Genomic DNA, 24,586 nt, shown 5'->3' with positions numbered 1-24,586 from the left:
GTGCTTTTACTTTTGCGCAACAACGACAGGTGTTGCGCAAAAGTTCAGCTTGGTCGAGATTCGTTATTTCAAGGTTTGACGTAGGCATAATGTTGCGATTGCAGGTAGCCAACTTCAGCTACGCCTGATGGCACGATATCGGATTCTTCAACATGATATAGCTCATGCCAGTCCAGATTCTTACCTTTAAGCGTGTTATTGCATACGTCAATTTTGACGTGCTTCTCGCGCAGCTTATCCAGCATACCTGTGATTTCAGGGTCTTTTGTCGTTAACAACGATATGCCTTCACCATGCACCACGATGACAGCATCAATGTCTTCTACTGTGGTGACATGATTCAACACATTTTTGAGTGCGTGGAACTGCAATTTTGCATCGCCACCATTGATTTGATAAACCACTTGCTGATGTCCATAAGGCGCATGGGTGATATCGGGTTTAACGTAGTCAGCGTGAGCTGCGCCTGCGGTTAATAACAGGCTGGCTAATATGGGAAAGGCTTTTTTGGTAATGTTGATCATGTGTTGCTCCGTTGTTATAAAAATAGTTAGGTCTTCGCCTGCTGTTTATGTTTGCCTTCGTATGAAGGCGGCATAGTATATTTCAAGTCACTGTTTTTTGCTTACTGGAAAAACTGTGCGAGCACTTTGATCGTTATGCTTCGCCTTGTTTAAATTGTTTTACCACCGAGTACTGGCGGCGGCTGACGGGCAGCGCTTCGTCGCTGTCTTTTAATAAAACGAACCAGCCGCTGTGTTCACCGTCACCCTGATCTTTGAGGACAAACCCGGCAATGGCTGATTTTGCAATAAGTGTGTTGCGGTGTATGCGTACAAAATAATCAGGGAAGGATTGTTCCAGGCTGGTGAGGCTGTCTTCGATGAGATAAGTATGTTTGGCGGTACGCGCGGCGACGTATTTTTGCTCGGCGCGTAAGCAGATAACTTCGTCGATGGGGACGAGCAAGACGCGGCCGCGTTCGGTGGCGCTGAGGTACTGCCGTTTTGGTGGCGTTTTTGTGGGTGTGGTGGCGATCACTTTGCGTAGCGCGGCCAATAGTCGTTCTGCACGTACAGGTTTAAGCAGGTAGTCACGTGCGTTGAGTTCAAAGGCTTGCAATGCATGCGCATCATAGGCCGTGGTGAAGATCACAGCGACAGGGTGTTCGCGTTGCGCCAGATGTTGTGCGAGTGCCATGCCATCCATACCGGGCATGTGGATGTCCAGCAAGACTACGTCAACTTGTGTTTGTGCCAGCAGTTGCAATGCTTGTACGCCATTTTCCGCTTCGCCGACGATAGTCAGGGGCAATTGGACTGCGCAGTCAGTTAGCACGTCGCGCAGGCGGTTACGCGCTGGAGCTTCGTCGTCAACGATGAGAATGCGTAATGGCTGAGTCATGAGATTTGATAAGGCAAGGTAATGTGGATTTGATAGTAGTCTTGCTGTACCTGAGTTTGCAAGCTGGCTTCTACGTCGTAATGCAGCATGAGCCGGCTTTTAATATTGCCCAATGCCATCTTGTTACCTGAATGATGGTCGCCTGTTTTTTTGTATGGGTTGCGGATGATGATATGCATTTGATTGGCATTGCGATAGATATTGACGCTGATTTCGCCTGGCTCTAATGCTGGTTCGATGCCGTGATATACCGCATTTTCCAGCAGCGGTTGCAGTACTAGCGGTGGCAGCAGTGCATTGCTTGGCGCTTTGTCGATATGCCATACCACCCGCAGTCGGTCACCTAAGCGCAAGCCCTCTAATTCTAGATATTGACGGCTGATTTCGACTTCGCGTTTCAAAGTGCTGAGCTGGCGGTTGTCGGCCATGACTACACGAAATAAATCTGCCAGATCTTCCAGTGCACGTTCGGCGCGACGGGGTTCGCTGCGCATCAGGCTGAGTACGGCGTTCAGGCTGTTGAATAAAAAATGAGGGCGTATGCGTGCCTGCAAGGCTTGCAATCTGGCTTCGGTGAGTGCGGGTGAAAGTGCGCGTCCACGCAGATTGAAATACTTCAATATGATCGCGCTGATACCGATGACATTGCATGCGTCCCGCCAGGTCATAGCGATGTGGCTATCCAGCAGTAAATTGCTCAAGCCGTTCATAATCAGGGCGGTTGTGAATAATGCGATGAATACACTGATGGCCACACCTTGAGGATAAGGCTGGCGTCGCAACGGTTTACCGGTCAGGCATAATATGGCTAAAGTAAACAGCAATGCGGGTTGCACTACCAACGAATAGCCAACAAATAAACGTATCATTTCGGATAGGTGTGGGGTTTGTAACCACGCAGTTATCCACACTAAAGCCTCGACTCCGAGTAAAATACGCATCATGATGCCCAGATTGCAGAAATCGGGTAACCGGTCAGGATAGTCAGTGGTGCTAGGCATAGTCATCGTGCGCTTATTCTCTTCATCTCAACGTTATATTATCAGGTTATTGTCATGTCTAATTCTGTTACGCCGCAACTCTGGTCTGGTCGCTTTACTGAGCCTGTTTCAGAGCGTGTTAAGCGCTATACCGCATCCATCAGCTTTGATTATCGTTTAGCTGAATTTGATATACAAGGATCGCTTGCCCACGCCAACATGCTCGCACATCAGGCTATTATCAGCCAGCAGGATTTGGCTGATATACAGCGCGGCATGAGTGAAATACTGGCTGACATCCATGCAGGTCAGTTTGAGTGGCTGCTGGATCTGGAAGATGTGCATCTCAATATTGAAAAAGCGCTTACTACCAAAGTGGGCGATGCAGGTAAGCGCTTGCATACCGGCCGCTCACGTAATGATCAGGTGGCAACGGATATCCGTTTGTATTTGCGTCATAACATAGATGGCATTTTGCAGCTTATTCGGGCAGCTCAGACTGCGTTATTAGATCTGGCTGAAACGCATGCCGATACGGTGATGCCAGGTTTCACCCATTTACAAGTCGCGCAGCCAGTTTCGTTCGGGCACCACTTGCTGGCGTATTTTGAAATGCTCAAGCGTGATGCCGAACGTCTGACGGATTGTCGTCGTCGGGTTAATCGCCTGCCGCTGGGTGCGGCTGCATTGGCAGGTACGAGTTACCCAATAGACCGTGAAATGGTAGCGCGTGAACTGGGTTTTGACGGTGTATGTGAAAACTCGCTGGATGCCGTGTCCGACCGTGATTTCGCCATAGAATTCACCGCCTGCGCCAGTCTGATCATGACGCATTTTTCGCGCATGTCGGAAGAGCTGATCTTGTGGATGAATCCGCGTTTTGGTTTCATTGATCTGGCTGATCGTTTCTGTACCGGTTCGTCCATCATGCCGCAAAAGAAAAATCCGGATGTACCTGAGCTCATTCGTGGCAAAACAGGTCGCATCAATGGTCATCTGGTTGGGTTGCTGACTTTGATGAAAGGTCAACCGCTAGCGTACAACAAGGATAATCAGGAAGACAAGGAGCCATTGTTCGACACCGTTGATACCCTGATCGATACGCTTGCCATCGTTGCGGAAATGCTGCCAGGCATACGCGTCAAGCCTGAAGCGATGCGCAATGCAGCGTTGCAAGGCTATGCCACGGCCACCGATCTGGCGGATTATCTGGTCAAAAAAGGCCTGCCGTTCCGTGATGCCCATGAAGCCGTTGCGCTAGCCGTGCGTCATGCTGAAACACAAGGCTGTGATTTGGCGGATTTGCCACTGGTCAGTTTGCAGCAATTCTCCAGCCTGATAGCTGATGATATCTACGAGGTGCTGTCATTGGAGGGTTCAATGAATAGCCGTAATCACATCGGCGGCACTGCGCCTGCGCAAGTGCGTGCTGCAGTTGCGCGAGGTCGTGCCCAGCTGTGAGTGATTAGCTAAAATACAACAGTAAGCAAATTGTCATATTGAAGTAAGTTTTCTGTCAGATAAATCTGGCATGATGTGTTTTTTTGCCCATATTGGGAGTGGTTTTGAAAACACGTTTTGCCTTATCCCTCTTTTTATTGTTCGCTACGCCGATAGGTGCTTATGCTGCGCCAGCGGCCGTGGCAGTAAGCCCTGCTGCACTCACATTGGCGCAAGCGCAAGCGCTGATGCTGGTACATAGCCGTGATTTGCTGGCAGCGCAACGCAATGTAGAAGCCGCACAAGCTACCGAGCTGAGTGCGGCTGCGCGACCTAATCCGCAAATTTCATTAAATACCACCAGCATTAATCCGCATAATTTTGGTGCTGGGAGCTGGTCAGATAAGCAAATCGATACCATTTTGCGTGTAGATCAGGTCATAGAACGTGGCGACAAGCGAGATTTGCGTATTAAAACTGCACAGGCACTTACGACCGCTAGCACTGCCGATCTGGCTGATGCTCAACGCCAGCAGCTTATTGCTTTGTATAACGCATTTTACGATGTGGCCTACGCGCAGGGAAAAATAAAGCTGACTGCGGATGCGGCAAATTTGGCGCTGCAGGGGCAAAAGAAAGCTGAACTACGTTTGGCGGCTGGCGATATTGCGGCTTCAGAGGTTGCTAATATCCGTGTGGATACATTACGCGCGCAGAACGATGCGGAACAAGCTGTGGCGGATGCCAGTAACGCACGCATAGCCCTGGCTTATATGCTGGGTCTGGATGGCAGTGCCAGCGCTATCAGCGTGGTATCAGACTGGCCGCAACCTGCATCTACACTTACACCTGTTGACCTCACCGCTATTATTAATCGTCGCGCCGATGTACAGGCTGCGCAGGCACGCGTGGAAGCTGCACGCCAGTATAAGGAGCTGGCGCGCTCACAGCGTACCCGCGATATTTCTGTGGGTTTACAAGCCGAGCATTACCCAGGGCAAACCGATAACACTATGGGTTTGGGTATCAGTTTCCCGTTGCTGCTAGGCAATAATTATGAAGGCGATATCCGCAATGCTGAAGTTGCGCTGAGTGCCGCGGAAGATAATCTGGCCAAGACGCAGGCGCTGGCAACAGGTGAGTTACAGCGCGCACAAGCACTATTATCCAGCAGCCAGGCACGCTTGCTGCGTTATCAGACAGATTTGTTGCCATCAGCGCGTCGTGCCATGGACGCGGCGGAATTTGGTTTTGCCAACGGCGCAATCTCGGCAGTTGATTTGCTCGATGCTCGTCGCACCTGGCGCGCCATCCAGCTTGAAGCCCTCGGCGCACAATCGGATTACGCCCGCGCTCAACATAGCTGGCAAACATTGACTACACAGAATTAGGAACGGATGATGAAAAAGACTGCACTTATTATTGCTTTAATCGCTGTTGGGTTAGTGGGCGCCTACTACGAATTTGGTGGCGGTGCTGCCAAGCCTGTTGCCAAGCCAGTAACTGTGTCAACCACGCCTGCTGATGAATTGCGCTACCCGGCGGGTGCGCCGCAATTGGCTGCTATTCATAGTGAAACTTTGCCACAATTACCTGTGCCGCTTGCGGATCCATTGAATGCAAAAGTGACCTATGACGAGGATGTCACTACACGGATTAACTCGCCTATCAGTGGGCGGGTATTAAATATTAAAGCGCAGTTGGGTGATGAGGTAAAAGCGGGTCAAACTTTATTTGTCATGGACTCCCCCGATTTGGGGAATGCTATTGCTGATGTGGAAAAAGCTAATGCGGATGCGCGACTTAAACAATTGAACTTGAGTCGCGCCAAAACCTTGTATCAAGGCGAAGCAATTGCACGCAAGGATTTGGAGTCTGCGCAATCTGACTATGCTGCCGCTACTGCTGAGTCACGTCGCGCAATATTACGCCTGAAAAATCTGGCGCCACAGGGAATAAACAATGCCGCTGAAGGTTATGCTTTGCGTAGTCCTATCAGTGGCGTAGTGGCGCAACGTCAACTTAATCCAGGCGAAGAAGTCCGTCCAGATTTGCCTGACCCTTTGTTTATCATTACCAACCCAGCCAAGGTATGGGTGACGATAGATTTGCCTGAATCTTTGCTGGCTAAAGCCGAAGTGGGGCACCCTGTCAGCATTAGCGTGGATGCTTACCCTGATCAGCATTTCGCCGGACGTATCGAGAAAATCGCGCCTGCGCTGGATCCCGTCACTCGTCGTATCACCGTACGTTGTTCGGTGGATAACAGCAAAAATCTGCTTAAACCCGAGATGTACGCCAAAGTGACTTTGCTGGCCGAAGCTGACGAAAACGCATTCCGCATTCCGAATGGGGCAATAGTCAGCAATGGCTTATACAGCTATGTGTTTGTAGAAATCGCACCGGGAGTGTTGAAAAAACGTCGCATACCACTGGTAGTGCAATATCGTGATTACAGCTATGCCGCTGAGGGTCTGACTGCTCAAGATAAAGTCGTCACTTCAGGCGCATTGTTGCTTAATTCCGAACTCGATACGGCTAAATAACGAGGCGATAATGTTAGATAAACTCATTACTTTTGCCTTACAGCAGCGCGTTTTTATACTCATCCTCACCTTTGCACTGGTGTTGCTGGGGATTAATGCGCTGGATAATTTACCGATAGAAGCTTTCCCAGATGTGCAGGACGTGCAGGTTCAGGTGGTGACCCAAGCCATTGGTCAGGCGCCTGAGGAAGTGGAACGCTCCATTACCCTGCCGATAGAACGTGAAATGAGCGGGGTTGCGCATATTACCCAGTTGCGTTCAGTGTCGATGACAGGCTTATCTATCGTCACGCTAACCTTTGCTGACCATACTGATGATTATTTCGCACGTCAGCAGGTATTGGAAAAATTGCAGGGTGTGACGCTGCCTCCCAATATACAGCCTAGTCTGGCACCATTATCCACCGCAGTAGGCGAGGTTTTCCGCTATGTGGTTGAAGCACCTGCCGATATGCCACTGTCAGAAATTCGTGCTATTCAGGACTGGCAGATTCGTCCTGCGTTGCGCATGGTGAAAGGTGTCGCGGATGTCGTGAGTTTCGGTGGTGTGATTCGTGAGTATCAGGTAAATGCCAATCCATATTTGTTGAAAAAGTTCGGGGTGACGCTGGATCAGGTCGCAAGTGCTTTGAGCGTCAATAGTGCCAACGTTGGCGGTGGATTGATGCGGCGTGGTGATGAATCACTGGTGGTTCGCGGTCAAGGCTTGTTTACCAGTCTGGATGACATTGCCCATGTGGTGGTGCTGGCTAAAGATGGTAAAACGGTGCAGGTGGGCGATATCGGTGAAGTGGTTATAGGCGCACGTCCACGTTCAGGTGTGGTTGCTTTCAACAATCAGGATAACGTGGTTGAAGGCACAGTACAAATGGTCAAGGCGCAAAATGCGGCCAAGGTGGTTGCAGAACTAAAACTCAAGATAGCTGAGATTAGTGCCAAATTGCCTCCAGGCGTGAAGCTGCATACCATTTACGACCGTACTGAGCTGATTAAGCACACTGTGCATACCGTGACTGAAAACCTTATCATGGGCGCAGTGCTGGTCATTACCATATTGATCGTGTTCCTGCGTAACTGGCGTGCGGCGCTGATAGTTGCATCCATAATTCCATTAGCCTTGCTGTTTGCCTTTACGCTGATGGATGCGCGGGGTGTGTCAGCGAATCTGATTTCGCTGGGTGCAGTCGACTTCGGTATTATCATCGATAGTGCTGTGGTGCTGGTTGAGGCGCTGATGGTGCGTCTGGCGATGGGCGCATCCAATCCTGCACACAATACGCTGAGTTGGCGTACTCATGCACTCAAGCAAACAGCTATTGAACTCGGTCACCCCATCCTGTTTTCCAAAGCTATTATTATTCTGGCGTTTCTGCCTATTTTCACGTTTCAGCGTGTGGAAGGGAAAATCTTTACCCCTGTCGCTTTAACCCTGAGTTTTGCCTTGTTAGGCGCGCTGATATTAACGTTGACGCTGATACCGACGCTATTGTCATTTACGTTGAAAAAGCCGGGGATGGAAGAGAAACATTCCAACTGGATGCATGGGCTGCAAAAACGATATCGTGGACTGCTAATCTGGGCTGCTGATCGTTACAAGATGATACTGGCAGGTTCGATCGCGTTACTGGTGGTGGCGTTGGCAGGTGCGCCGATGCTGGGTAGCGAGTTTTTGCCTAAGCTGGATGAGGGTAATATCTGGCTGACCATCAGCTTGCCACCGCAAACTGCACTGGATAAAACTAAGGAAGTCGAGCGGCAGGTGCGTGCCATACTGCGCAGCTACCCTGAAGTAGGCAATATTATTACCCAGGTTGGCCGACCGGATGACGGGACTGATCCTAAAGGGCCGAACAATATGGAAATACTGGCGGACTTGAACCCACACGATACCTGGCGTTTTGCGACCAAAGAGGACTTGATCGCAAGCATGACGGCTAAGCTGAAGTCTATTCCTGGCTTGCCGACTAACTTCTCTCAGGTCATACAGGATAACGTTGAAGAAGCGATGTCCGGGGTGAAGGGTGAGATTTCGGTCAAGGTGTTCGGCCCTGACCTGGAAATTCTGCAGGATAAAGCCGACCAGATCGCTTCGATACTTAGCAAAGTGCCGGGTGCGACTGACGTAGCGGCGATACAGGTAGGTGGGCAGACCGAGCTGAATATTGTGTTGGACAGAGCCAAAATGGGACGTCTGGGCATTAATGTGGCTGATGCCAATAGCGTGATTCAAACTGCACTGGGTGGACTGGTGGTGAATGATTTTTATGAAGGCGAACGTCGATTTGATGTCACCTTACGTATGGAAAAAGATTATCGTGAAGCGGTTGATGACGTAGCCAATTTGCAAGTGGCATTACCTAATGGTGCAGGAACTGTCGCGTTAGGTGATATTGCGCGTATTGGCGTCAAGCAGGGCGCTTCCCGAATTAGTCGCGAGGGCGGTGGGCGCAATGTGTCGATAAAATCCAACATACTGGGGCGCGACCAGGGCGGTTTCGTGGCTGAAGCGCAACAGAAAGTGAAGGAGCAAGTTGTATTGCCGCCCGGATATAGCATTACCTGGGGTGGGCAATTCGAGAACCAGCAACGCGCCATGAAGCGGCTAAAGGTCATTGTGCCGATTAGTCTGTTTATGATATTTGCGCTGTTATTCTGGGCGTTCAGATCCATGCGTCTGGCCAGTATGGTGCTGATGATGGTGCCGTTTACTTTGATAGGCGGTATTGCCGGTCTGGGTCTGGCAGGCTTGCATTTGTCCGTATCAGCAGCGGTAGGGTTTATCGCAGTAGCGGGTATTTCTGTGCAAAATGGTGTGATCATGATGGAGCAGATTATTGATCTGTTGCGTAATGGTGCAGACATGCGTACCGCTGTGATGGAAGGTGCTGTACAGCGGTTACGCCCTATTTTGATGACAGCGTTGATGGCGGGCCTGGGCCTGCTGCCAGCTGCACTTTCACATGGCATAGGCTCGGAAACACAGCGTCCTTTTGCCGTGGTTATCGTCGGTGGTATCGTTTCTGCCACTTTGTTTACATTGCTACTTCTGCCGTTGGTATTTCAGCGGAATGCAACGTCACCTAAACCGAGTGAGGAATAAATGCGAGTATTAATAGTTGAAGATGATGATTTGTTGGCTGCGGGACTGGTTCGCGCTCTGGATCAAACGGGTTATGCGGTCGATCGTGTTAACAGTGGAGAACGCGCCGATCTGGCCTTGACTGCAGAAACGTATGATCTGGTGGTGCTGGATATTGGTTTGCCGGGTATCGATGGCTTTACTGTGCTTAAACATATGCGTACTCGGGGACAAACCTGTCCGGTGCTGATTTTAACAGCGCGAGATGCAGTCAACGACAGAGTGCGTGGTCTGGATCTGGGTGCGGATGATTATATGATTAAGCCCTTTGCCTTGAGTGAATTTGAAGCCCGATTACGTGCTCTGGTGCGGCGTGGTACGCAGGTCAACAGCCCACAACTTAACTGCGGCACGCTGATGCTGGATACCTTGTCACATCGGGCATGGCTGGGTGAAACCCCGCTGAATTTGACCGCGCGGGAATGGGGAATACTGGAGTATTTGCTGATGCGTCAAGGGCAGGTGCTCAGCAAGGAAAAGATACTGCAGGCAGTTTGCAGCTGGGATGAATCGATAAGCCCTAATGCGATCGAAGTGTATATGTCCCGACTGCGTAGCAAGCTGGATCCTGCTGGTGTGTTCATACGCACGATCCGTGGCTTTGGCTATTTGCTGGAATCTGAAAATACGCAGCATGCGAGTGCCTAGCCTTAAAAAATCGCTGCTGACCTGGCTGCTCATACCGTTGTTGAGCTTGTTGACGCTCGCCTCGGTAGGGGCGTTTTATGTGGCCGACAAGTCAGCGACTAGCGCATTCGATAAAGCCTTGTTGGATCCCATACAAGTGCTGAGTCAGCATATACAACTGCAAAAGGGTGCGCCGCCCATCATCACCTTGTCACCCGAGTCTTTGCATTCATTATTTACCGATGCTTATGACAGCGTCTACTATCAGGTGGTCTCGCCAACGAACAAGCTGTATACGGGCACACTCAATTTGAGTGTGCCATCTAACGTCGGATACAAACCACAGTTCTATTCTGCCAAGTTTAAAGGCAGGGATATTCGTGTGGCGGCGATACGGCTTACGCTTGATGGCAGTGATGATGATGTGATAGTCCAGATCGCAGAGACCTTGACCAAGCGTGATCGCAATTTATATGAAACTTTGCTGATTATGATTTTGCCTTCCATCATTATTACGCTGGCGGCCGTGGTTTTGGTTGGTTTTGGTATCAGTCGCGGATTAGTGCCGTTACAGAAATTAAAAAATGAGATTACCCGACGTTCGCTCAATGATTTGCGCGCAGTGCCAGAATCTAATGTGCCTATAGAGGTGCTTCCGGTAGTACATGCCTTGAATAACTTGCTGTCTAATCTCGAGGCGGCCATTGATGGGCAACAACGTTTTTTGGCCAATGCAGCTCACCAGTTGCGCACGCCGCTGGCAGGTCTGCAAACCCAGGTGGAACTCGCGCTGCGTATGGATATGCCAGCAGATGTGCATGCTATTTTTACTCAGTTACTGGATGCGACCCAACGTGCTACTCATCTTGCCAATCAGCTGCTTACACTTGCCCGGGTAGAGCCGGGTGCTATGCATTTGGTCAGCATGCAACGTCTTGATTTGGCGCAACTGGTAGAGCCTTTGATCGGGTTAATGCTGGTTCGGGCGCAGGTCAAGAAACTTGATCTGGGTTTTGAGTTGTCGGAAACGGTGGTAACAGGCGACAAATTGTTGTTAACGGAGCTTATTACTAATTTGCTTGATAACGCCATACGCTACACCCTGGAAAATGGCTATATTACCGTGCGCTGTTATCAAACTGCTGCCGGTGCCGTGCTGGAGGTAGAAGATAACGGATTGGGAATTCCTGAGTCTTTAAGGCGGCGAGTGTTAGAACGTTTTTATCGTGTCGATGGCAGTCCTGGTAATGGCTGCGGTTTAGGCTTGGCTATCGTTGATGAGATCGCCAAGTTACATGGCGCAACGCTGGAAATCCTGACGCCAGAACTAGGGCGCGGAACGCGGATGGTAGTGCGTTTTTCGCCAGTGGTTACCTAGGATTATTTAAGCACCGCACGTGTAACCACCCAGCAACTGACTTCACTTGCCCCTGCTGATTTCAAACTGTGGGCAAGGCTGTTCAGTGTGCTGCCGCTGGTCATTACGTCGTCGATGATGGCTATATGTTTGCCAGTGACTTGCTGCGCATCGGTAGTAAATGCGTTTTTGATGTTTGCATGCCGTTCAGTGAGAGGCAGGCCAGTTTGAGGTCGAGTGTTACGGCTGCGTTCTGCAGCGAGTGTTAATAATGGGATATGCAATTGGCGACTGAGTGCGGCAGCAAGTAGTTGCGCCTGATTGTAACCACGTTCACGTAAGCGTTGCGGGTGTAGCGGCATAGCAAGCAGCGCGTCGGGACTTGGGGTTGCCTGCGCTGATTCGAGCAACGGTGCGATGAGTGTGTCGACTAATGCGAATTGGTGCTGATATTTCAGGCCATGGATTAGTTTGTTGGTCGGAAATTCATAACGATAGCCTGCGAGAGTGCGTTGGTAAGCGGGCGGTCGACGTAAACACTGGCCGCATATTTCACCCTGTGCTGTAGGGTAGGCGCAAATCGGGCAAGCGGCAGTTGAGTGCAGCGTTAAATCAGCGCGACAGTCGGCGCATACAGGGTACAGTCCTGCCAGTGCACCACATAAATAGCAGTTCTGCGGAAACAGGCTTTGTGCAAAATTTAAGCAGATGTTTAATGCCGTGCTATTCAAAATTGACTATCTCATGCAAATCCCACAAAATTAGATATTTATTGTATCTGAGTACACTCATGGCAACCAAAATAGTTACAGGCAAAAGTGCGTTATTTGCTGCACGGTTGTTTAATATCGCCAGTATAGTTGCGACTCTCATCGCTCCATTGTTGATGGTTTGGGTGGCGATATCCATTTTTGCTTACGCCACAGTTGCGCATCACCCTAATCCGCGTGCTGTGTATTACAACCGTATCTCAGGATATCGATTTTATGGAATAACGGGTGCGATGGTGATTTTTGGCCAGCCGATTAATTTCTTGCTCGAGCCGATTATTTCGCATGAATTAGGTTTGTCCACACATACCCTGTTTGGTAATTTTTATGGCTGGGTTGTGGTGTGGCTGATTATAGTTGCCGTCGTCGTGCCATTTGGTATTTGGGACATAATTCGCGCTGGTCGTGAAAATTGGGAAGATTTAACTGTAGAGGTAGAACAATGAACGATATGACACAACCTGTAACTGAATCAGCAAAATGGCGTGTAGCCGATATTGAGGCAATATTTGCCTTGCCATTTAATGATCTGATCTTCCGTGCGCAGACTGTGCACCGTGAACATTTTGATGCAAATACCGTGCAGTTATCGACATTAATGTCGATAAAAACGGGTGGTTGCTCAGAAGATTGTGGCTACTGCCCGCAGGCGGCGCGTTACAGCACCGATGTTGAAGCTGATCTGTTGCTTGATATTGATACGGTGATGACCGCTGCGCGTGCCGCCAAAGAAGCCGGTGCTACCCGTTTCTGTATGGGTGCTGCTTGGCGCGGCCCCAAGCAGCGTGATCTGGAGCCGGTGCTGGCAATGGTGAAAGGTATCAAGGATTTGGGTCTGGAAGCTTGTGCCACTCTGGGAATGCTCAAAGACGGGCAGGCCGAGCAGTTGAAAGTCGCCGGTCTGGATTACTACAACCACAATCTCGATACCGCACCGGAATTCTACGGTGAGGTGATTACCACCCGCACCTATCAGGACCGACTGGACACGCTCGAGCGCGTGCGTGGCGCTGAAATCAACGTGTGCTGCGGCGGTATCGTTGGCATGGGTGAATCGCGTACGCAACGTGCCGGTCTGATTGCGCAATTGGCGAATCTGACACCGCAACCTGAATCGGTACCTATCAACATGCTGGTGCAAGTAGAAGGTACGCCGTTGCAGGATACCGAAGCGCTGGATCAGCTGGAGTTTGTGCGTACTATCGCAGTGGCGCGCATCGTGCTGTCCAAGAGTTATGTGCGTTTATCGGCCGGACGCAGCGCGATGTCTGAAGCTATTCAGGCCTTGTGTTTCCTGGCTGGTGCGAATTCAATATTTTACGGCGAGAAGCTGCTGACCACAGGGAACCCGGACGTGCAGCGTGATCGTGATCTGCTGGCCAAACTGGGCATACAGCCACAAGGTGCTGCGGCTTGTAATACCTGCGGTTAAGGCGGGTCAATGACGTTCGCGGCACTCTCTGAAATACGCAGCGGGCTGACCGCGCTAAGCGAGCAAGGCCTGTTGCGCCAGCGGCGTATGCTGCAAAGCGCACAGGACGCTAGGGTGCATGTCGATGGCCGCGAACTGCTGTCATTCTGCAGTAACGATTATCTCGGCCTGGCCAATCATCCTGCACTGGCTGCGGCAGTGGCGCAAGCCTTACCGGAGATGGGCGTCGGTGCCGGCGCTTCGCATCTGATTACTGGGCATCATACCGCGCATCATGCATTTGAAACCAAGTTCGCCGAATTTGTCGGCTTGCCTGACGCTTTGCTGTTTTCTACCGGCTATATGGCTAATCTCGCGGTAGTGACCGCGCTGGTTGGCAGAGAAGGTGAGGTGTTTGGTGACAAACTCAATCATGCTTCACTCAATGACGCGGCGCTGCTGTCTCGGGCGAAATTCAGCCGTTATGCCCACAATGATCTGGCAGCATTAGAACGACTAATGGCCGCGAGTACTGCCCGCAGTAAGCTGGTGCTGGTTGATGCAGTGTTCAGCATGGATGGCGATGTGGCGGATCTGCCAGCGTTGCTGGCATTGTGCGAGGCGCATGATGCCTGGCTGCTGGTCGACGATGCACATGGTTTTGGCGTGCTCGGAGCCGGTGGTCGCGGCTCGCTGGCGCATTTCGGCTTACAGTCGCCGCGAATTATTTACATGGCGACACTGGGTAAAGCAGCGGGTGTGGCCGGTGCGGTGGTGGCTGCGGAACACGACGTCATCACTTGGCTGCTGCAAAAAGCGCGTACCTATATCTATACCACGGCAACACCACCACTATTGTCGGCGGCGCTGCTGGCGAGTCTGCAAGTGATTGCGGGTGCCGATGACAGGCGCACGCATTTGCGTGAACTGGTTATGCAGTTGCGCGACGGGTTGCAGGCGCAGGGGTGGGAATTGCTGGACAGCGCTACGCCGATACAGCCGGTTATCATCGGCAGCAATGAAGCGACATTAGCCATTAGCAGCGCATTGCTGGAGCAGGGTATTCTGGTGCCAGCGATACGGCCACCAACTGTTCCGGTCAACAGTGCGCGGTTGCGCATTACCTTGTCGGCGGCACACAGCGCAGCCGATGTGGCGCTGCTGTTAAATGCCATGGGTAACGCATGACGCCGTTAGTGATGTTGCATGGCTGGGGTATGCACAGCGGAGTGTGGACGGCAACGGCGGAAGTGTTGGGTGAGCGGGCACAGCTGGTGGATATGCCGGGCTATGGCGGGCGTGCTGCGGTAGCGCCTTATACGCTGGAAAATCTGGCCGAGGCGATTGCCGCCGAGTTGCCACCGTTGTTTGATCTGTGTGGCTGGTCGCTGGGCGGGCAGGTGGCGATGACACTGGCGCGATTGATGCCGCAGCGGGTACGGCGGCTGGTGCTGGTGGGCGCGAATCCTTGTTTTACCACACGGACTGACTGGCATTGCGGCATTGCACCTGAAGTACTTACGCAGTTTGGTGAAGAGCTGGCGGTTAATTACGAAGTGACGCTGAAGCGTTTTCTGGCGTTGCAGGCGCGTGGCGACGAGGAGGCGCGTGCTGTATTGGTGCGGCTGCGCAGTTTGTTGTTTGCGCGCGGCAAGCCCGATAGTGCGGTATTGCAGGCAGGACTAACAATTTTGCTGCAGGCAGATTTACGCCCCCAGCTGAATCAAATTACTATGCCGACGCTAGTCGTGCATGGCAGCTTTGACCAACTGGCACCAGTATGTGCAGCAGAGTGGCTGGCACCCGCTTTGCCGGATGGTCGCTTGCATGTGATACCCGGCGCTTCGCACGCGCCATTCCTGTCGCATCGCACCGAATTTGAAACGGCGTTAATTGAATTTTTAGATGAAAGATAATCCTGATATGACAAACGACGCTTTGACTGTCGATAAGCGTTTAGTGCGTGTTGCGTTTGATCGAGCAGCGAAAACCTATGACGCCAATGCCGTGCTGCAACGCGAGATTGCTGACCGCATGCTGGAGCGGCTGGACTATATCAAACATCAGCCAGGTACGTTACTTGATGCGGGTACAGGTACGGGTTATGGGGCACAGCATTTGCGTGCACGTTACCCTGATGCCGCGATTATTGCGTTGGATTTGGCGGAAGCCATGTTAAAAATCGCCAGACCTCAGACCAGTTTGTGGCAAAAAATACGTGGCGCTACGCCGTTTCATGCCGTATGTGGTGATATTGATCATCTTCCCCTGAAAACTTCCAGTGTGGATATGGTGTGGTCTAGTCTTGCGTTGCAGTGGTGTAATGATCTGAATGTGAGTTTTGCAGAGTTGTACCGTGTATTGGCGCCAGGCGGGTTGCTGATGTTCGCGACCTTTGGCCCCGATACTTTGAAAGAGCTGCGATCCGCATTTGCTGAAGTGGATGGCTACAGTCATGTGAATGAGTTTGTTGATATGCATGATATCGGTGATGTGCTGGTGAGCGCGGGATTTAATACACCCGTCATGGACATGGAATACATTACCTTAACTTATGCAGATTTGAAAACCATGTTGCTGGAACTCAAGGGTATCGGTGCGCATAATGTGACGTCGGGGCGCAATCAGGGTTTGATGGGCCGTGCGCGCTGGAAAGCGCTGGAGGCGGCATTTGAGCGCAGACGCAAGGATGGGAAGCTACCTGCGACATATGAAGTGATTTACGGTCATGCATGGGTTAATCAAAAAACGCGTACGCAGGACGGTTATCAAATCGTGCAAATGAATATCCAGCGTCGCCGTAGCGAAAAAGGGTTGTTGTGAGTTTTTTTGTTACAGGGACGGATACCGATGTCGGTAAGACGCTGATAGCTTCGGCGCTACTGCATGCTTTTGCAGCACGGGGTTTGCGCGTGATGGGTATGAAGCCAGTCGCAGCGGGAAGTGTGGCGGGTATTTGGCATGATGTTGTCGAGTTGGAACAGGCCAGCAATATCGTTGCACCACTGGATGTTCGTAACCCTTATCGTTTTGAACCACCAGTTGCGCCACATCTCGCTGCGCAACAGGCGGGTGTGGTCATATCAACTCAGGTAATACAGGCTGCTTACAGGCAGTTAAGTGTATTAGCTGATGTGGTGATAGTTGAGGGTGCGGGTGGTTTTTGCGTGCCATTAAATGATACTGAGAGCCTTGCCGATGTGGCGCAACAGCTAGGATTGCCTGTGATACTCGTCGTAGGAATGCGCTTGGGTTGTATTAATCATGCGCTATTGACAGTATTGGCGATACAGTCGCGCGGCCTGCGATTGGCGGGATGGGTGGCGAATTGTGTAAACGCTGGTATGCCATTGCTGGATGAAAATATCTTGGCTGTGCAGCAGCGAATTAACGCACCCTTGTTAGGCATCATACCTCATGCGTTAAATATCTCTGCAATGCAGACAGCTCGGCATTTACAGGTGGATAAATTATGCCTATGATGAAATAAAAAACGATAAACCACATAGACTGCAGGGGAAATAATGTTAAGAAACTTGGGTTTATGCTTTATTTTATTCAGTTTGATGGCTAACTCACTAGCGCAGGAGCCATTGCGATTTGGCGTGTTAAATCAACGCTCGGTGTTGTTGACTGCGCAATTGTGGAACCCTATTTTAAACTATGTGACTGCTAAAACCGGTGTGCCATTGGTGTTGAAAATGGGTAAGACCGCAGATGAAACGTTGGTGATGACTGTGCGCGGTGAGTTTGATTTTGTCTACTCTAATCACTTGTTTACACCTGACCGCGATAAATTAGGCTATCACGTCATTGCACGCTTTAAGAATGAAGGTATTAGCGGTATGGTCGTTACCTCAATCGACTCACCTTACCAAAAACTGATCGATCTTCAGGGTAAAGTGGTTGCATTCCCAACCCCAAATGGGTTTTCAGCTTACGCTTTGCCTATGGATGGCTTGTTAAGAGCAGGCGTGCATATGCAATCTGTTTTTGTAGGTAACCAGGAGGCTGCACTTTCCAATGTGCAATATGGTAAGGCCGCAGCAGCTGGAGTAAATAATATTGTCTATGCCAACTATATACAGCGCGAAAAGGCAAAATTTCGTGTGTTATATCAATCCCCTTATTATTATGATCTTCCTGTAATGGCTAACCCGCGTGTGCCAGCTTCCACAGTTGGTGCAGTTCAGCTTGCCTTGGTGAGCATGGGGCAAGATACCGAAGGTCAGCGTATTCTGGCAGCGGCACAGCAGTTACTGCATCAATCTGAATCAGTACAGTTCATTAGTGCGAATGACAGCGATTATGACAATTATCGTACATTCTATCGACTGCAAATGCAGGGTGGCGAAGAATGAAATATATTCGTGATATGTCATTGCTGGTGCGTTTGCTATGCGGCGTAATGGGTATAGTGCTCATGATTGCAACCCTGATATTGTCATTGAGTGTCTCGCAAGAGCGTGAATTAGGCGCGTTGCGCGCGCAGTCTACGATGCATCAGATGCAAGTGCTGACATTGCCCACGATTGTTGAAGGTGTGGTAACAGGTGATTATGCGAGCATTAAACAAAACTTATCCATGCAGGCACAATTGCGGCCTGAAGTATCTAAATTGGTGTGGCGTAATCAGCGAGGTATGACGGTGGTTGGCTATGTGCCAGCTGGTCAGAGTGCCGCCCCGCTATGGTTCTTACAGACTATGGGATTGCCATCAGTAGAGTTAGTTGCGCCGCTGAATTTTAGTGGGCAGGCCTATGGTGACCTGTCCATGACATTTGATCCGACCGAGAGAAATGATGCCTTGTGGCGCGATTTTATCCGCTACACAAAATTGGTGGTATTGGCGCTGATATTAATTTCAGGGTTTGTATATTGGGTGCTCAGACGCAGCTTGCATACGATAGCCGATTTGGCGCAAGCAGTTGCGCAGATGCAGTCGGGTAATTACAACTATGTTGTGCCTGAACAGGGTGCACCCGAATTACGCTTGCTGGTACGTGCGTTTAACGAAGGTAATTCACGTCTGGGTAGTCTGATTAAAACATTGCGGCAGCGAGATATGGAGCAAGTCGAGCAGCTGGAAGAGATACATGCCAAAAACTTTTCCTTGCAAGAACAGCATCGCGCTGTGAATGCTGCCGCGATTCTGGTAGAGACTGATCTGGCGGGAAATATTACTTATGCCAACGAGAAATTCGCTATGGTATCGGGTTACAGTCGCGAAGAGTTGTTGGGTAAAAACCATAGGGAATTTAGTTCCGGCATTCATACACAAGCATTTTATGCGGAATTATGGCGCACCATAACCACAGGTAAAGTTTGGCATGGGGAAATATGTAATCGTGCGAAAGATGGTCATTTATATTGGGTAGATACCACCATTGTGCCTATGCTGGATGAAGAAACTCAGAAGCCATGGTGTTATAAAGTGATACGTTTTGATATCACTGCACGTAAGTTTGCGGAGAGTGAAGCATTAAGGGTAAGCCATCAATTGCGCAGTGTGATGCAGGCAGCTGTTGAAGTGTCAATAATCTCGACCGATTTGCATGGAGTGATTACGCTGTTTAATGCGGGTGCAGAACGCATGCTAGGTTATGCTGCCGAGGAATTCGTGGGTAAAGCGACGCCAGCTGTGTTCCATCTTGCAGAGGAAGTGATTGCTTATGGTGCAATCCTGAGTGCTGAATTTGGAAGAGAAATTGCCGGATTTGATGTGTTTATTACCCGAGCAATAGTTGAAGGTCAGGAACGGCGTGAGTGGATGTATGTGCGCAAGGATGGCGTGCATATACAGGTGAGTCTGGGCGTTACGCCCGTACGTGATCTGAATGGAGTGATTACGGGCTACCTGGGTATTGCGCTGGATGTGACCCAGCGTAAGGTGCTCGAGCACGCATTGTATCTGGAAAAGGAGCGTGCTGAAGTGACATTGGCCAGTATTGGCGATGCCGTATTGACGACTGATGAACTGGGTAATGTGGTGTTTTTGAATCAGGTAGCAGAGAAATTGACGGGATGGACGCAGCCTGATGCAGTTGGCTTGCCGATAGAGCAGATATTCCATATTGTAAATGAACATTCTCGTGAGATTGTTAGCAATCCTGTGCGTGAAGCGCTAGGCAGCGCTTCGATTGTGGCGCTGGCAAATCATACCTTGCTGATTGCGCAAGATGGAACTGAGTACCATATCGAAGATTCAGCTGCGCCCATCATGATGGGTGATCACAGCTTGCTGGGTTGTGTACTGGTATTCCATGACGTGAGTGATAAGCATAGGTTGATGTCAGCAGTGCGCTGGCAAGCAGGGCATGATGTTCTGACCAATCTGCCTAATCGGGCATTGCTTAACGATCGGTTTATCCTGACTTTATCCAATGCGCGACGCAGCAATACCTTGACGGCAGTCTGTCTGCTGGATCTGGATGACTTTAAGCCAATTAATGATACTTATGGGCATGAGGCGGGCGACGCAGTACTCATAGAAGTAGCACGTAGATTGAGTATGGTGATACGCGGAGAGGACACAGCAGCGCGTCTGGGTGGCGATGAGTTTGTTTTACTGATAAATGATCTACATGATGTCGACGAGATTGAAATTGCCATGTGTCGTATTTTGGCGGCGATTGCGCAACCATATAAGATTGGCAATGTAGCAGTTACTGTGAGTGCGAGTTTGGGGGTAACTGTATATCCCCTGGACGATGTGGATGCTGATACGCTGATGCGACATGCTGATCAGGCTATGTATCAGGCCAAGATAGGCGGGCGTAATCGCTATCATTTGTTTGATGTTGATAAAGATGTGGCAACACGAACTAATCTGGAACGGGTTAATCGCATCAGGCAGGCGTTATATGCTGATGAGTTCGTATTGTATTACCAGCCCAAGGTGAATATGCGTACGGGTACGGTACAAGGGATGGAAGCTTTGTTGCGCTGGCAGCATCCTGAGCAGGGTTTGGTACCGCCGATGGAGTTTTTGCCATTAGTTGAACAAACGGATCTGATTATTGAAATCGGTGAGTGGGTCATAGTGCAAGCGCTGCAGCAAATTGGTCACTGGTTGCAATTGGGTAAGTTCTGGGAGGTGAGTGTCAATATTGCTGGATTGCATTTTCAGCAGGCAAATTTTGCAGATCGGTTAACTCAATTATTAAAACAACATCCTGAAGTGCCGGCGAATTTGCTGGAAATTGAAATACTGGAATCTGCCACTATTGGTAATCTGGATTATGCTCGCGATACCATAGAGCGTTGCCAATCTTTGGGTGTGCGTTTCGCATTGGATGATTTTGGTACCGGATATTCGTCATTGAGTTATCTCAAGCGATTGCCAGCAGATGTGCTTAAAATTGATCAGTCATTTGTGCGCGATATGCTTAGTGATAAATCTGGTATTGCGTTGATTGAAGCGGTCATTAGCCTGGCTAAAGTGTTTGGCAACGAAGTGATTGCTGAAGGGGTAGAGACCAGTGAGCACGGGGTGCTATTGCTGCGTTTGGGTTGTGATCGTGGTCAGGGGTATGGTATCGCCAGACCCATGCCGGCTGCAAATGTGCTGGAATGGGCGCAGCAATATCAGCCTGATAAAAACTGGCAATTGTGGGCTAATGCACATTGGGATTTGAGCGATTTTCCTTTGTTAATTGCACAATATGATCATTTAACCTGGATCAAGAAGGTGATGTCATCCATTTTCAATGAGCCGCTGGCGATGACCGAGGCGGAATTGGTTGATCATCACCATTGTCGCTTCGGACGCTGGTTCTACGGTCTGGGTAAACAGCGTTATGGTCATCTTGCTGAATATGCTGCGCTGGAGAGCGTGCATGCTGACGTACACCGTGTCGGTCAGGAAATTGTACGTTTGCATGCCGATGGCAAGATTATGGCGGCTAAGCAATTAAGTGAAAAACTATTGTCATTGAAAGAGCAGGTGCTGGTGTTATTGGCAGATCTGCAGCGCAAGGTTGCGCGTAGCATAAAAACGGATTGATGCTGTAGCGTTGTTACTACGGGTTTTACCGTCATTTCACCGGTGTAGGGAAGTTATGGATTAAATCCAGACGGATTTTCAATGTCTCGCCCTGTTCGTTGTGAGCAATCAGGTATTCAGTTGCGTTTTCTTCTGTCGTATCTACTGGCAATAATTGTGCGATGTAGTGCATGTCTGTTACTTCATCTTGCCAGTGTAAATTCATAGTCTCATTGCAAAGTGCTGCGATAGTGAGTCGCTCAAGGTAAAAACGTGGAACAGGCTGATAGGGTTTGTGCATGATTTGTTATACTTGCAGATTATCGATGTTTACTATTTTCGCATGACTTATCTTACGCGTGTCAAACTTGTCTTGAGCCTGTTGTTATTGTCGGGGTGTGCTGCTGTGCCTCCCGTTCCTGTGGCTGTTCCCTGTACGCCTGCTGTAGTGCCTGGCGCTGAGCCAGTTGTTGTACCTAATTTACATTCGGCAACTTGGGATGCAATGCCAGGCTGGGCAGATGATGACTTATTAATTGCATGGAATAGCTGGATACAGTCTTGTGCTGGTTTGCAGAACAAGCCTGACTGGAGAGCGGTGTGCGCTGCAGCTAATCAGTTAAAGCCGGAAAGCAGTGATCAAGTACGTGCGTTTTTTGAAACATGGTTTAACGTATATCAATCACAGCAGTCAGATGGATCGGTTAGCGGCTTAGTCACAGGATATTATGAACCCTTGTTACAGGGTAGTCTCAAGCCTAGTGCGCAGAATAATATACCGCTTTATAGTGTGCCTAAAGATTTACTGACAGTGGATTTAAGCGCGGTTTATCCTGAATTAAAAAATATTCGTTTGCGTGGTCGTCTGGAAGGCAATAAGGTTGTGCCTTATTTGAGTCGTGAGCAAATTGACAACAAACCACAAGCATTGGCGGGTAATGAGCTGGTGTGGGTTAATAATGCGGTGGATGCATTTTTTCTGCAAATACAGGGTTCTGGCCGCATTCAATTAGCTGAAGGCGGGATGTTGCGTGTAGGCTATGCAGACCAAAATGGTTATCCTTACCGCGCTATTGGTAAAGTATTGGCGGACAGAGGTGAGTTGCCGTTAGCACAGGCATCTATGCAGGGAATTAAGGATTGGGCACGGAAAAATCCTGCCAAGTTGCCGAATCTGTTGGCACAGAATCCGAGTTTTGTCTTTTTCAAAATATTGCCAAATAATGATGCCGGGCCGATAGGTGCACTGGGCGTGCCGCTGACGCCAGAGCGTAGCGTGGCAGTTGATACTCGCGCTATTCCCTTGGGTGCGCCAGTGTGGTTGGCTACCACCCAGCCATTGTCAACGACCCCGATGAATCGTCTGGTGATGGCACAGGATACCGGCGGCGCGATACGCGGCAATGTGCGTGCTGATTTCTTCTGGGGTTTTGGTGATGCAGCGGGTAAGCAAGCAGGTATGATGAAACAGTCTGGGCAGATGTGGGTGTTGCTGCCTAAAACAATGTCTGTGCCTGGTGTATTGGCGAAGCGTTGAGATGCTGGTGGTTAGACTGATGAGCGGCTGTTAGTAGATAAAAAAATTCCCGCCGGAGCGGGAATTTCATTTTCAGATTGGGTATCTGATTGAGTTAACGACCACCACGCATGGAATCGAAAAACTCCGCATTGTTCTTAGTGGCTTTGACCTTGTCCAGCAAGAATTCCATCGCCTCCAGATCATCCATAGGATAGAGCAGTTTACGCAGCACCCAGATTTTTTGTAGTATGTCATTCTTGATAAGCAGCTCTTCACGACGTGTGCCAGAACGATTGACGTTGATTGCAGGATACAGACGCTTTTCAGCCATACGGCGATCAAGATGGATTTCCATATTGCCCGTACCTTTGAATTCTTCAAAGATCACGTCATCCATACGGCTGCCGGTATCAACCAGTGCGGTAGCGATGATGGTGAGTGAACCACCTTCTTCGATGTTACGGGCCGCACCAAAGAAGCGTTTAGGGCGTTGTAAAGCATTCGCATCAACACCACCGGTCAATACTTTGCCTGATGATGGGATAACGGTGTTGTAAGCACGTGCCAGACGGGTAATTGAGTCTAGCAAGATGACGACGTCTTTTTTATGCTCAACCAGACGTTTTGCTTTTTCGATAACCATTTCAGCAACTTGCACGTGGCGAGTTGCGGGTTCGTCAAAGGTGGAAGCAACGACTTCGCCACGTACTGAGCGCGTCATTTCAGTCACTTCTTCAGGACGTTCGTCGATGAGCAGGACGATCATGGTGATGTCAGGGTGGTTGCTGGTAATCGCATGCGCGATATGTTGCAACATGACAGTTTTACCGGATTTTGGGCTGGCAACCAGCAATCCACGTTGGCCTTTACCGATAGGCGCTATCATGTCGATGATGCGGCCAGTGATGTTTTCTTCAGCGCGGATATCGCGCTCGAGTAACAAGGGTTCGGTAGGGTGTAACGGGGTAAGGTTTTCAAACAGGATTTTGTTTTTGGCATTCTCTGGCGCGTCGCTGTTAACTTTGTCGACTTTTACCAGTGCAAAATAACGTTCACCATCTTTAGGAATGCGAATTTCGCCTTCGATGGAGTCGCCTGTATGTAAATTGAAGCGGCGTATTTGCGAGGGTGAGATATAAATATCATCAGGACTGGCAAGATACGAAGTGTTTGGGGAGCGTAAGAAGCCAAAGCCATCTGGCAGGACTTCTAGCGTGCCCTCACCAAATATGCTGACGCCTTTTTTGGCCTGGTTTTTGAGCAGGGCAAAAATAAGCTCTTGCTTGCGTAAGCGGTTAGCACCTTCGATGGAATTGGCTGTTGCCATTTCTACGAGTTCGGTGACGTGAAGTAGTTTCAGGTCTGATAAATGCATGTAGGGAAGCTCTAAACCTAATTAGTAGGCTGGA

The 24,586-nt window shown here is 49.9% G+C and carries 21 protein-coding genes; 15 read left to right on the top strand and 6 right to left on the bottom strand.

What is annotated here, in order from left to right; all coding sequences use genetic code 11:
• Positions 1-68: 68 nt before the first annotated feature.
• From SFSGTM_RS14315 to SFSGTM_RS14305, 3 genes are all read right to left on the bottom strand, one after another.
• Positions 69-524, bottom strand: coding sequence for a DsrE family protein (locus SFSGTM_RS14315; RefSeq protein ID WP_162085756.1), 456 nt, complete (start codon positions 522-524; stop codon positions 69-71).
• 133 nt (positions 525-657) lie between these two features.
• On the bottom strand, positions 658-1,404 hold the full coding sequence (locus SFSGTM_RS14310) for a LytR/AlgR family response regulator transcription factor (RefSeq protein WP_162085755.1): 747 nt from the start codon (positions 1,402-1,404) through the stop codon (positions 658-660).
• Positions 1,401-2,411 carry a sensor histidine kinase gene (locus SFSGTM_RS14305; protein WP_232525989.1) on the bottom strand — a complete coding sequence of 337 codons (1,011 nt, stop codon included), beginning with the start codon at positions 2,409-2,411 and terminating at the stop codon, positions 1,401-1,403. Before SFSGTM_RS14305 ends, SFSGTM_RS14310 begins: the two co-directional genes overlap by 4 nt.
• Positions 2,412-2,459: 48 nt before the next feature.
• On the opposite strand from SFSGTM_RS14305, the gene argH reads away from it, so the two are divergent.
• The 6 genes from argH to SFSGTM_RS14275 all read left to right on the top strand — a co-directional run bounded on the left by argH (position 2,460) and on the right by SFSGTM_RS14275 (position 11,514).
• Positions 2,460-3,845, top strand: coding sequence for an argininosuccinate lyase (gene argH / locus SFSGTM_RS14300; RefSeq protein WP_162085754.1), 1,386 nt, complete (start codon positions 2,460-2,462; stop codon positions 3,843-3,845).
• Positions 3,846-3,949: 104 nt separating this feature from the next.
• Positions 3,950-5,215: a TolC family protein gene (locus SFSGTM_RS14295; protein ID WP_162085753.1), complete on the top strand. Its 1,266-nt coding sequence runs from the start codon at positions 3,950-3,952 to the stop codon at positions 5,213-5,215.
• Between the two features lie 6 nt (positions 5,216-5,221).
• Positions 5,222-6,370: an efflux RND transporter periplasmic adaptor subunit gene (locus SFSGTM_RS14290; protein ID WP_232525988.1), complete on the top strand. Its 1,149-nt coding sequence runs from the start codon at positions 5,222-5,224 to the stop codon at positions 6,368-6,370.
• Positions 6,371-6,380: 10 nt separating this feature from the next.
• A complete protein-coding gene (locus SFSGTM_RS14285) occupies positions 6,381-9,470 on the top strand; it encodes an efflux RND transporter permease subunit (RefSeq protein WP_162085752.1) in 3,090 nt (1,029 codons plus the stop codon).
• Positions 9,471-10,157, top strand: coding sequence for a response regulator (locus SFSGTM_RS14280; protein ID WP_162085751.1), 687 nt, complete (start codon positions 9,471-9,473; stop codon positions 10,155-10,157).
• Positions 10,144-11,514: a sensor histidine kinase gene (locus SFSGTM_RS14275; RefSeq protein ID WP_162085750.1), complete on the top strand. Its 1,371-nt coding sequence runs from the start codon at positions 10,144-10,146 to the stop codon at positions 11,512-11,514. The genes SFSGTM_RS14280 and SFSGTM_RS14275 overlap by 14 nt, the downstream gene beginning before the upstream one ends.
• A gap of 2 nt (positions 11,515-11,516) precedes the next feature.
• On the opposite strand, the gene SFSGTM_RS14270 is transcribed toward SFSGTM_RS14275, so the two are convergent.
• Positions 11,517-12,224, bottom strand: coding sequence for a ComF family protein (locus SFSGTM_RS14270; RefSeq protein WP_162085749.1), 708 nt, complete (start codon positions 12,222-12,224; stop codon positions 11,517-11,519).
• A 59-nt stretch (positions 12,225-12,283) separates the two neighbouring features.
• Here SFSGTM_RS14270 and SFSGTM_RS14265 point away from each other — a divergent pair, with 59 nt between their 5' ends.
• Genes SFSGTM_RS14265 through SFSGTM_RS14230 form a run of 8 tightly spaced genes read left to right on the top strand, consistent with a single transcriptional unit; the run spans position 12,284 to position 21,679 of the window.
• Positions 12,284-12,709, top strand: a complete 426-nt coding sequence (locus SFSGTM_RS14265; RefSeq protein WP_162085748.1) for a hypothetical protein — start codon at positions 12,284-12,286, stop codon at positions 12,707-12,709.
• Positions 12,706-13,695 carry a biotin synthase BioB gene (bioB, locus tag SFSGTM_RS14260; RefSeq protein WP_162085747.1) on the top strand — a complete coding sequence of 330 codons (990 nt, stop codon included), beginning with the start codon at positions 12,706-12,708 and terminating at the stop codon, positions 13,693-13,695. The genes SFSGTM_RS14265 and bioB overlap by 4 nt, the downstream gene beginning before the upstream one ends.
• Before the next feature lie 9 nt (positions 13,696-13,704).
• Positions 13,705-14,862, top strand: a complete 1,158-nt coding sequence (gene bioF, locus SFSGTM_RS14255) for an 8-amino-7-oxononanoate synthase (RefSeq protein WP_162085746.1) — start codon at positions 13,705-13,707, stop codon at positions 14,860-14,862.
• Positions 14,859-15,590 carry a pimeloyl-ACP methyl ester esterase BioH gene (gene bioH, locus SFSGTM_RS14250; RefSeq protein ID WP_162085745.1) on the top strand — a complete coding sequence of 244 codons (732 nt, stop codon included), beginning with the start codon at positions 14,859-14,861 and terminating at the stop codon, positions 15,588-15,590. The genes bioF and bioH overlap by 4 nt, the downstream gene beginning before the upstream one ends.
• Positions 15,580-16,497, top strand: coding sequence for a malonyl-ACP O-methyltransferase BioC (bioC, locus tag SFSGTM_RS14245; RefSeq protein WP_232525987.1), 918 nt, complete (start codon positions 15,580-15,582; stop codon positions 16,495-16,497). Before bioH ends, bioC begins: the two co-directional genes overlap by 11 nt.
• Complete coding sequence (bioD, locus tag SFSGTM_RS14240; protein WP_162085744.1) at positions 16,494-17,156, top strand: dethiobiotin synthase; 663 nt, start codon at positions 16,494-16,496, stop codon at positions 17,154-17,156. Before bioC ends, bioD begins: the two co-directional genes overlap by 4 nt.
• A gap of 42 nt (positions 17,157-17,198) precedes the next feature.
• Positions 17,199-18,035, top strand: a complete 837-nt coding sequence (locus tag SFSGTM_RS14235; protein WP_162085743.1) for a phosphate/phosphite/phosphonate ABC transporter substrate-binding protein — start codon at positions 17,199-17,201, stop codon at positions 18,033-18,035.
• Positions 18,032-21,679 carry an EAL domain-containing protein gene (locus SFSGTM_RS14230; RefSeq protein WP_162085742.1) on the top strand — a complete coding sequence of 1,216 codons (3,648 nt, stop codon included), beginning with the start codon at positions 18,032-18,034 and terminating at the stop codon, positions 21,677-21,679. Before SFSGTM_RS14235 ends, SFSGTM_RS14230 begins: the two co-directional genes overlap by 4 nt.
• A 31-nt stretch (positions 21,680-21,710) precedes the next feature.
• On the opposite strand, the gene SFSGTM_RS14225 is transcribed toward SFSGTM_RS14230, so the two are convergent.
• Positions 21,711-21,959, bottom strand: coding sequence for a hypothetical protein (locus SFSGTM_RS14225; RefSeq protein ID WP_162085741.1), 249 nt, complete (start codon positions 21,957-21,959; stop codon positions 21,711-21,713).
• Between SFSGTM_RS14225 and mltA the strand changes: the two genes are divergently transcribed.
• Positions 21,954-23,195, top strand: coding sequence for a murein transglycosylase A (gene mltA, locus SFSGTM_RS14220; protein WP_332836246.1), 1,242 nt, complete (start codon positions 21,954-21,956; stop codon positions 23,193-23,195). The genes SFSGTM_RS14225 and mltA overlap by 6 nt on opposite strands.
• Positions 23,196-23,289: 94 nt before the next feature.
• On the opposite strand, the gene rho is transcribed toward mltA, so the two are convergent.
• Positions 23,290-24,552 (bottom strand): transcription termination factor Rho, encoded by a 1,263-nt coding sequence (rho, locus tag SFSGTM_RS14215; protein WP_162085740.1) that lies wholly within the window; start codon positions 24,550-24,552, stop codon positions 23,290-23,292.
• Between the last annotated feature and the right edge of the window lie 34 nt (positions 24,553-24,586).

It is taken from the genome of Sulfuriferula nivalis (genome assembly GCF_009937995.1).
GTDB classification, from domain to species: Bacteria; Pseudomonadota; Gammaproteobacteria; order Burkholderiales; family Sulfuriferulaceae; genus Sulfuriferula; species Sulfuriferula nivalis.
Note: the sequence above shows the minus strand (reverse complement) of the source record. Positions and strands in the feature narration are given on the sequence as shown.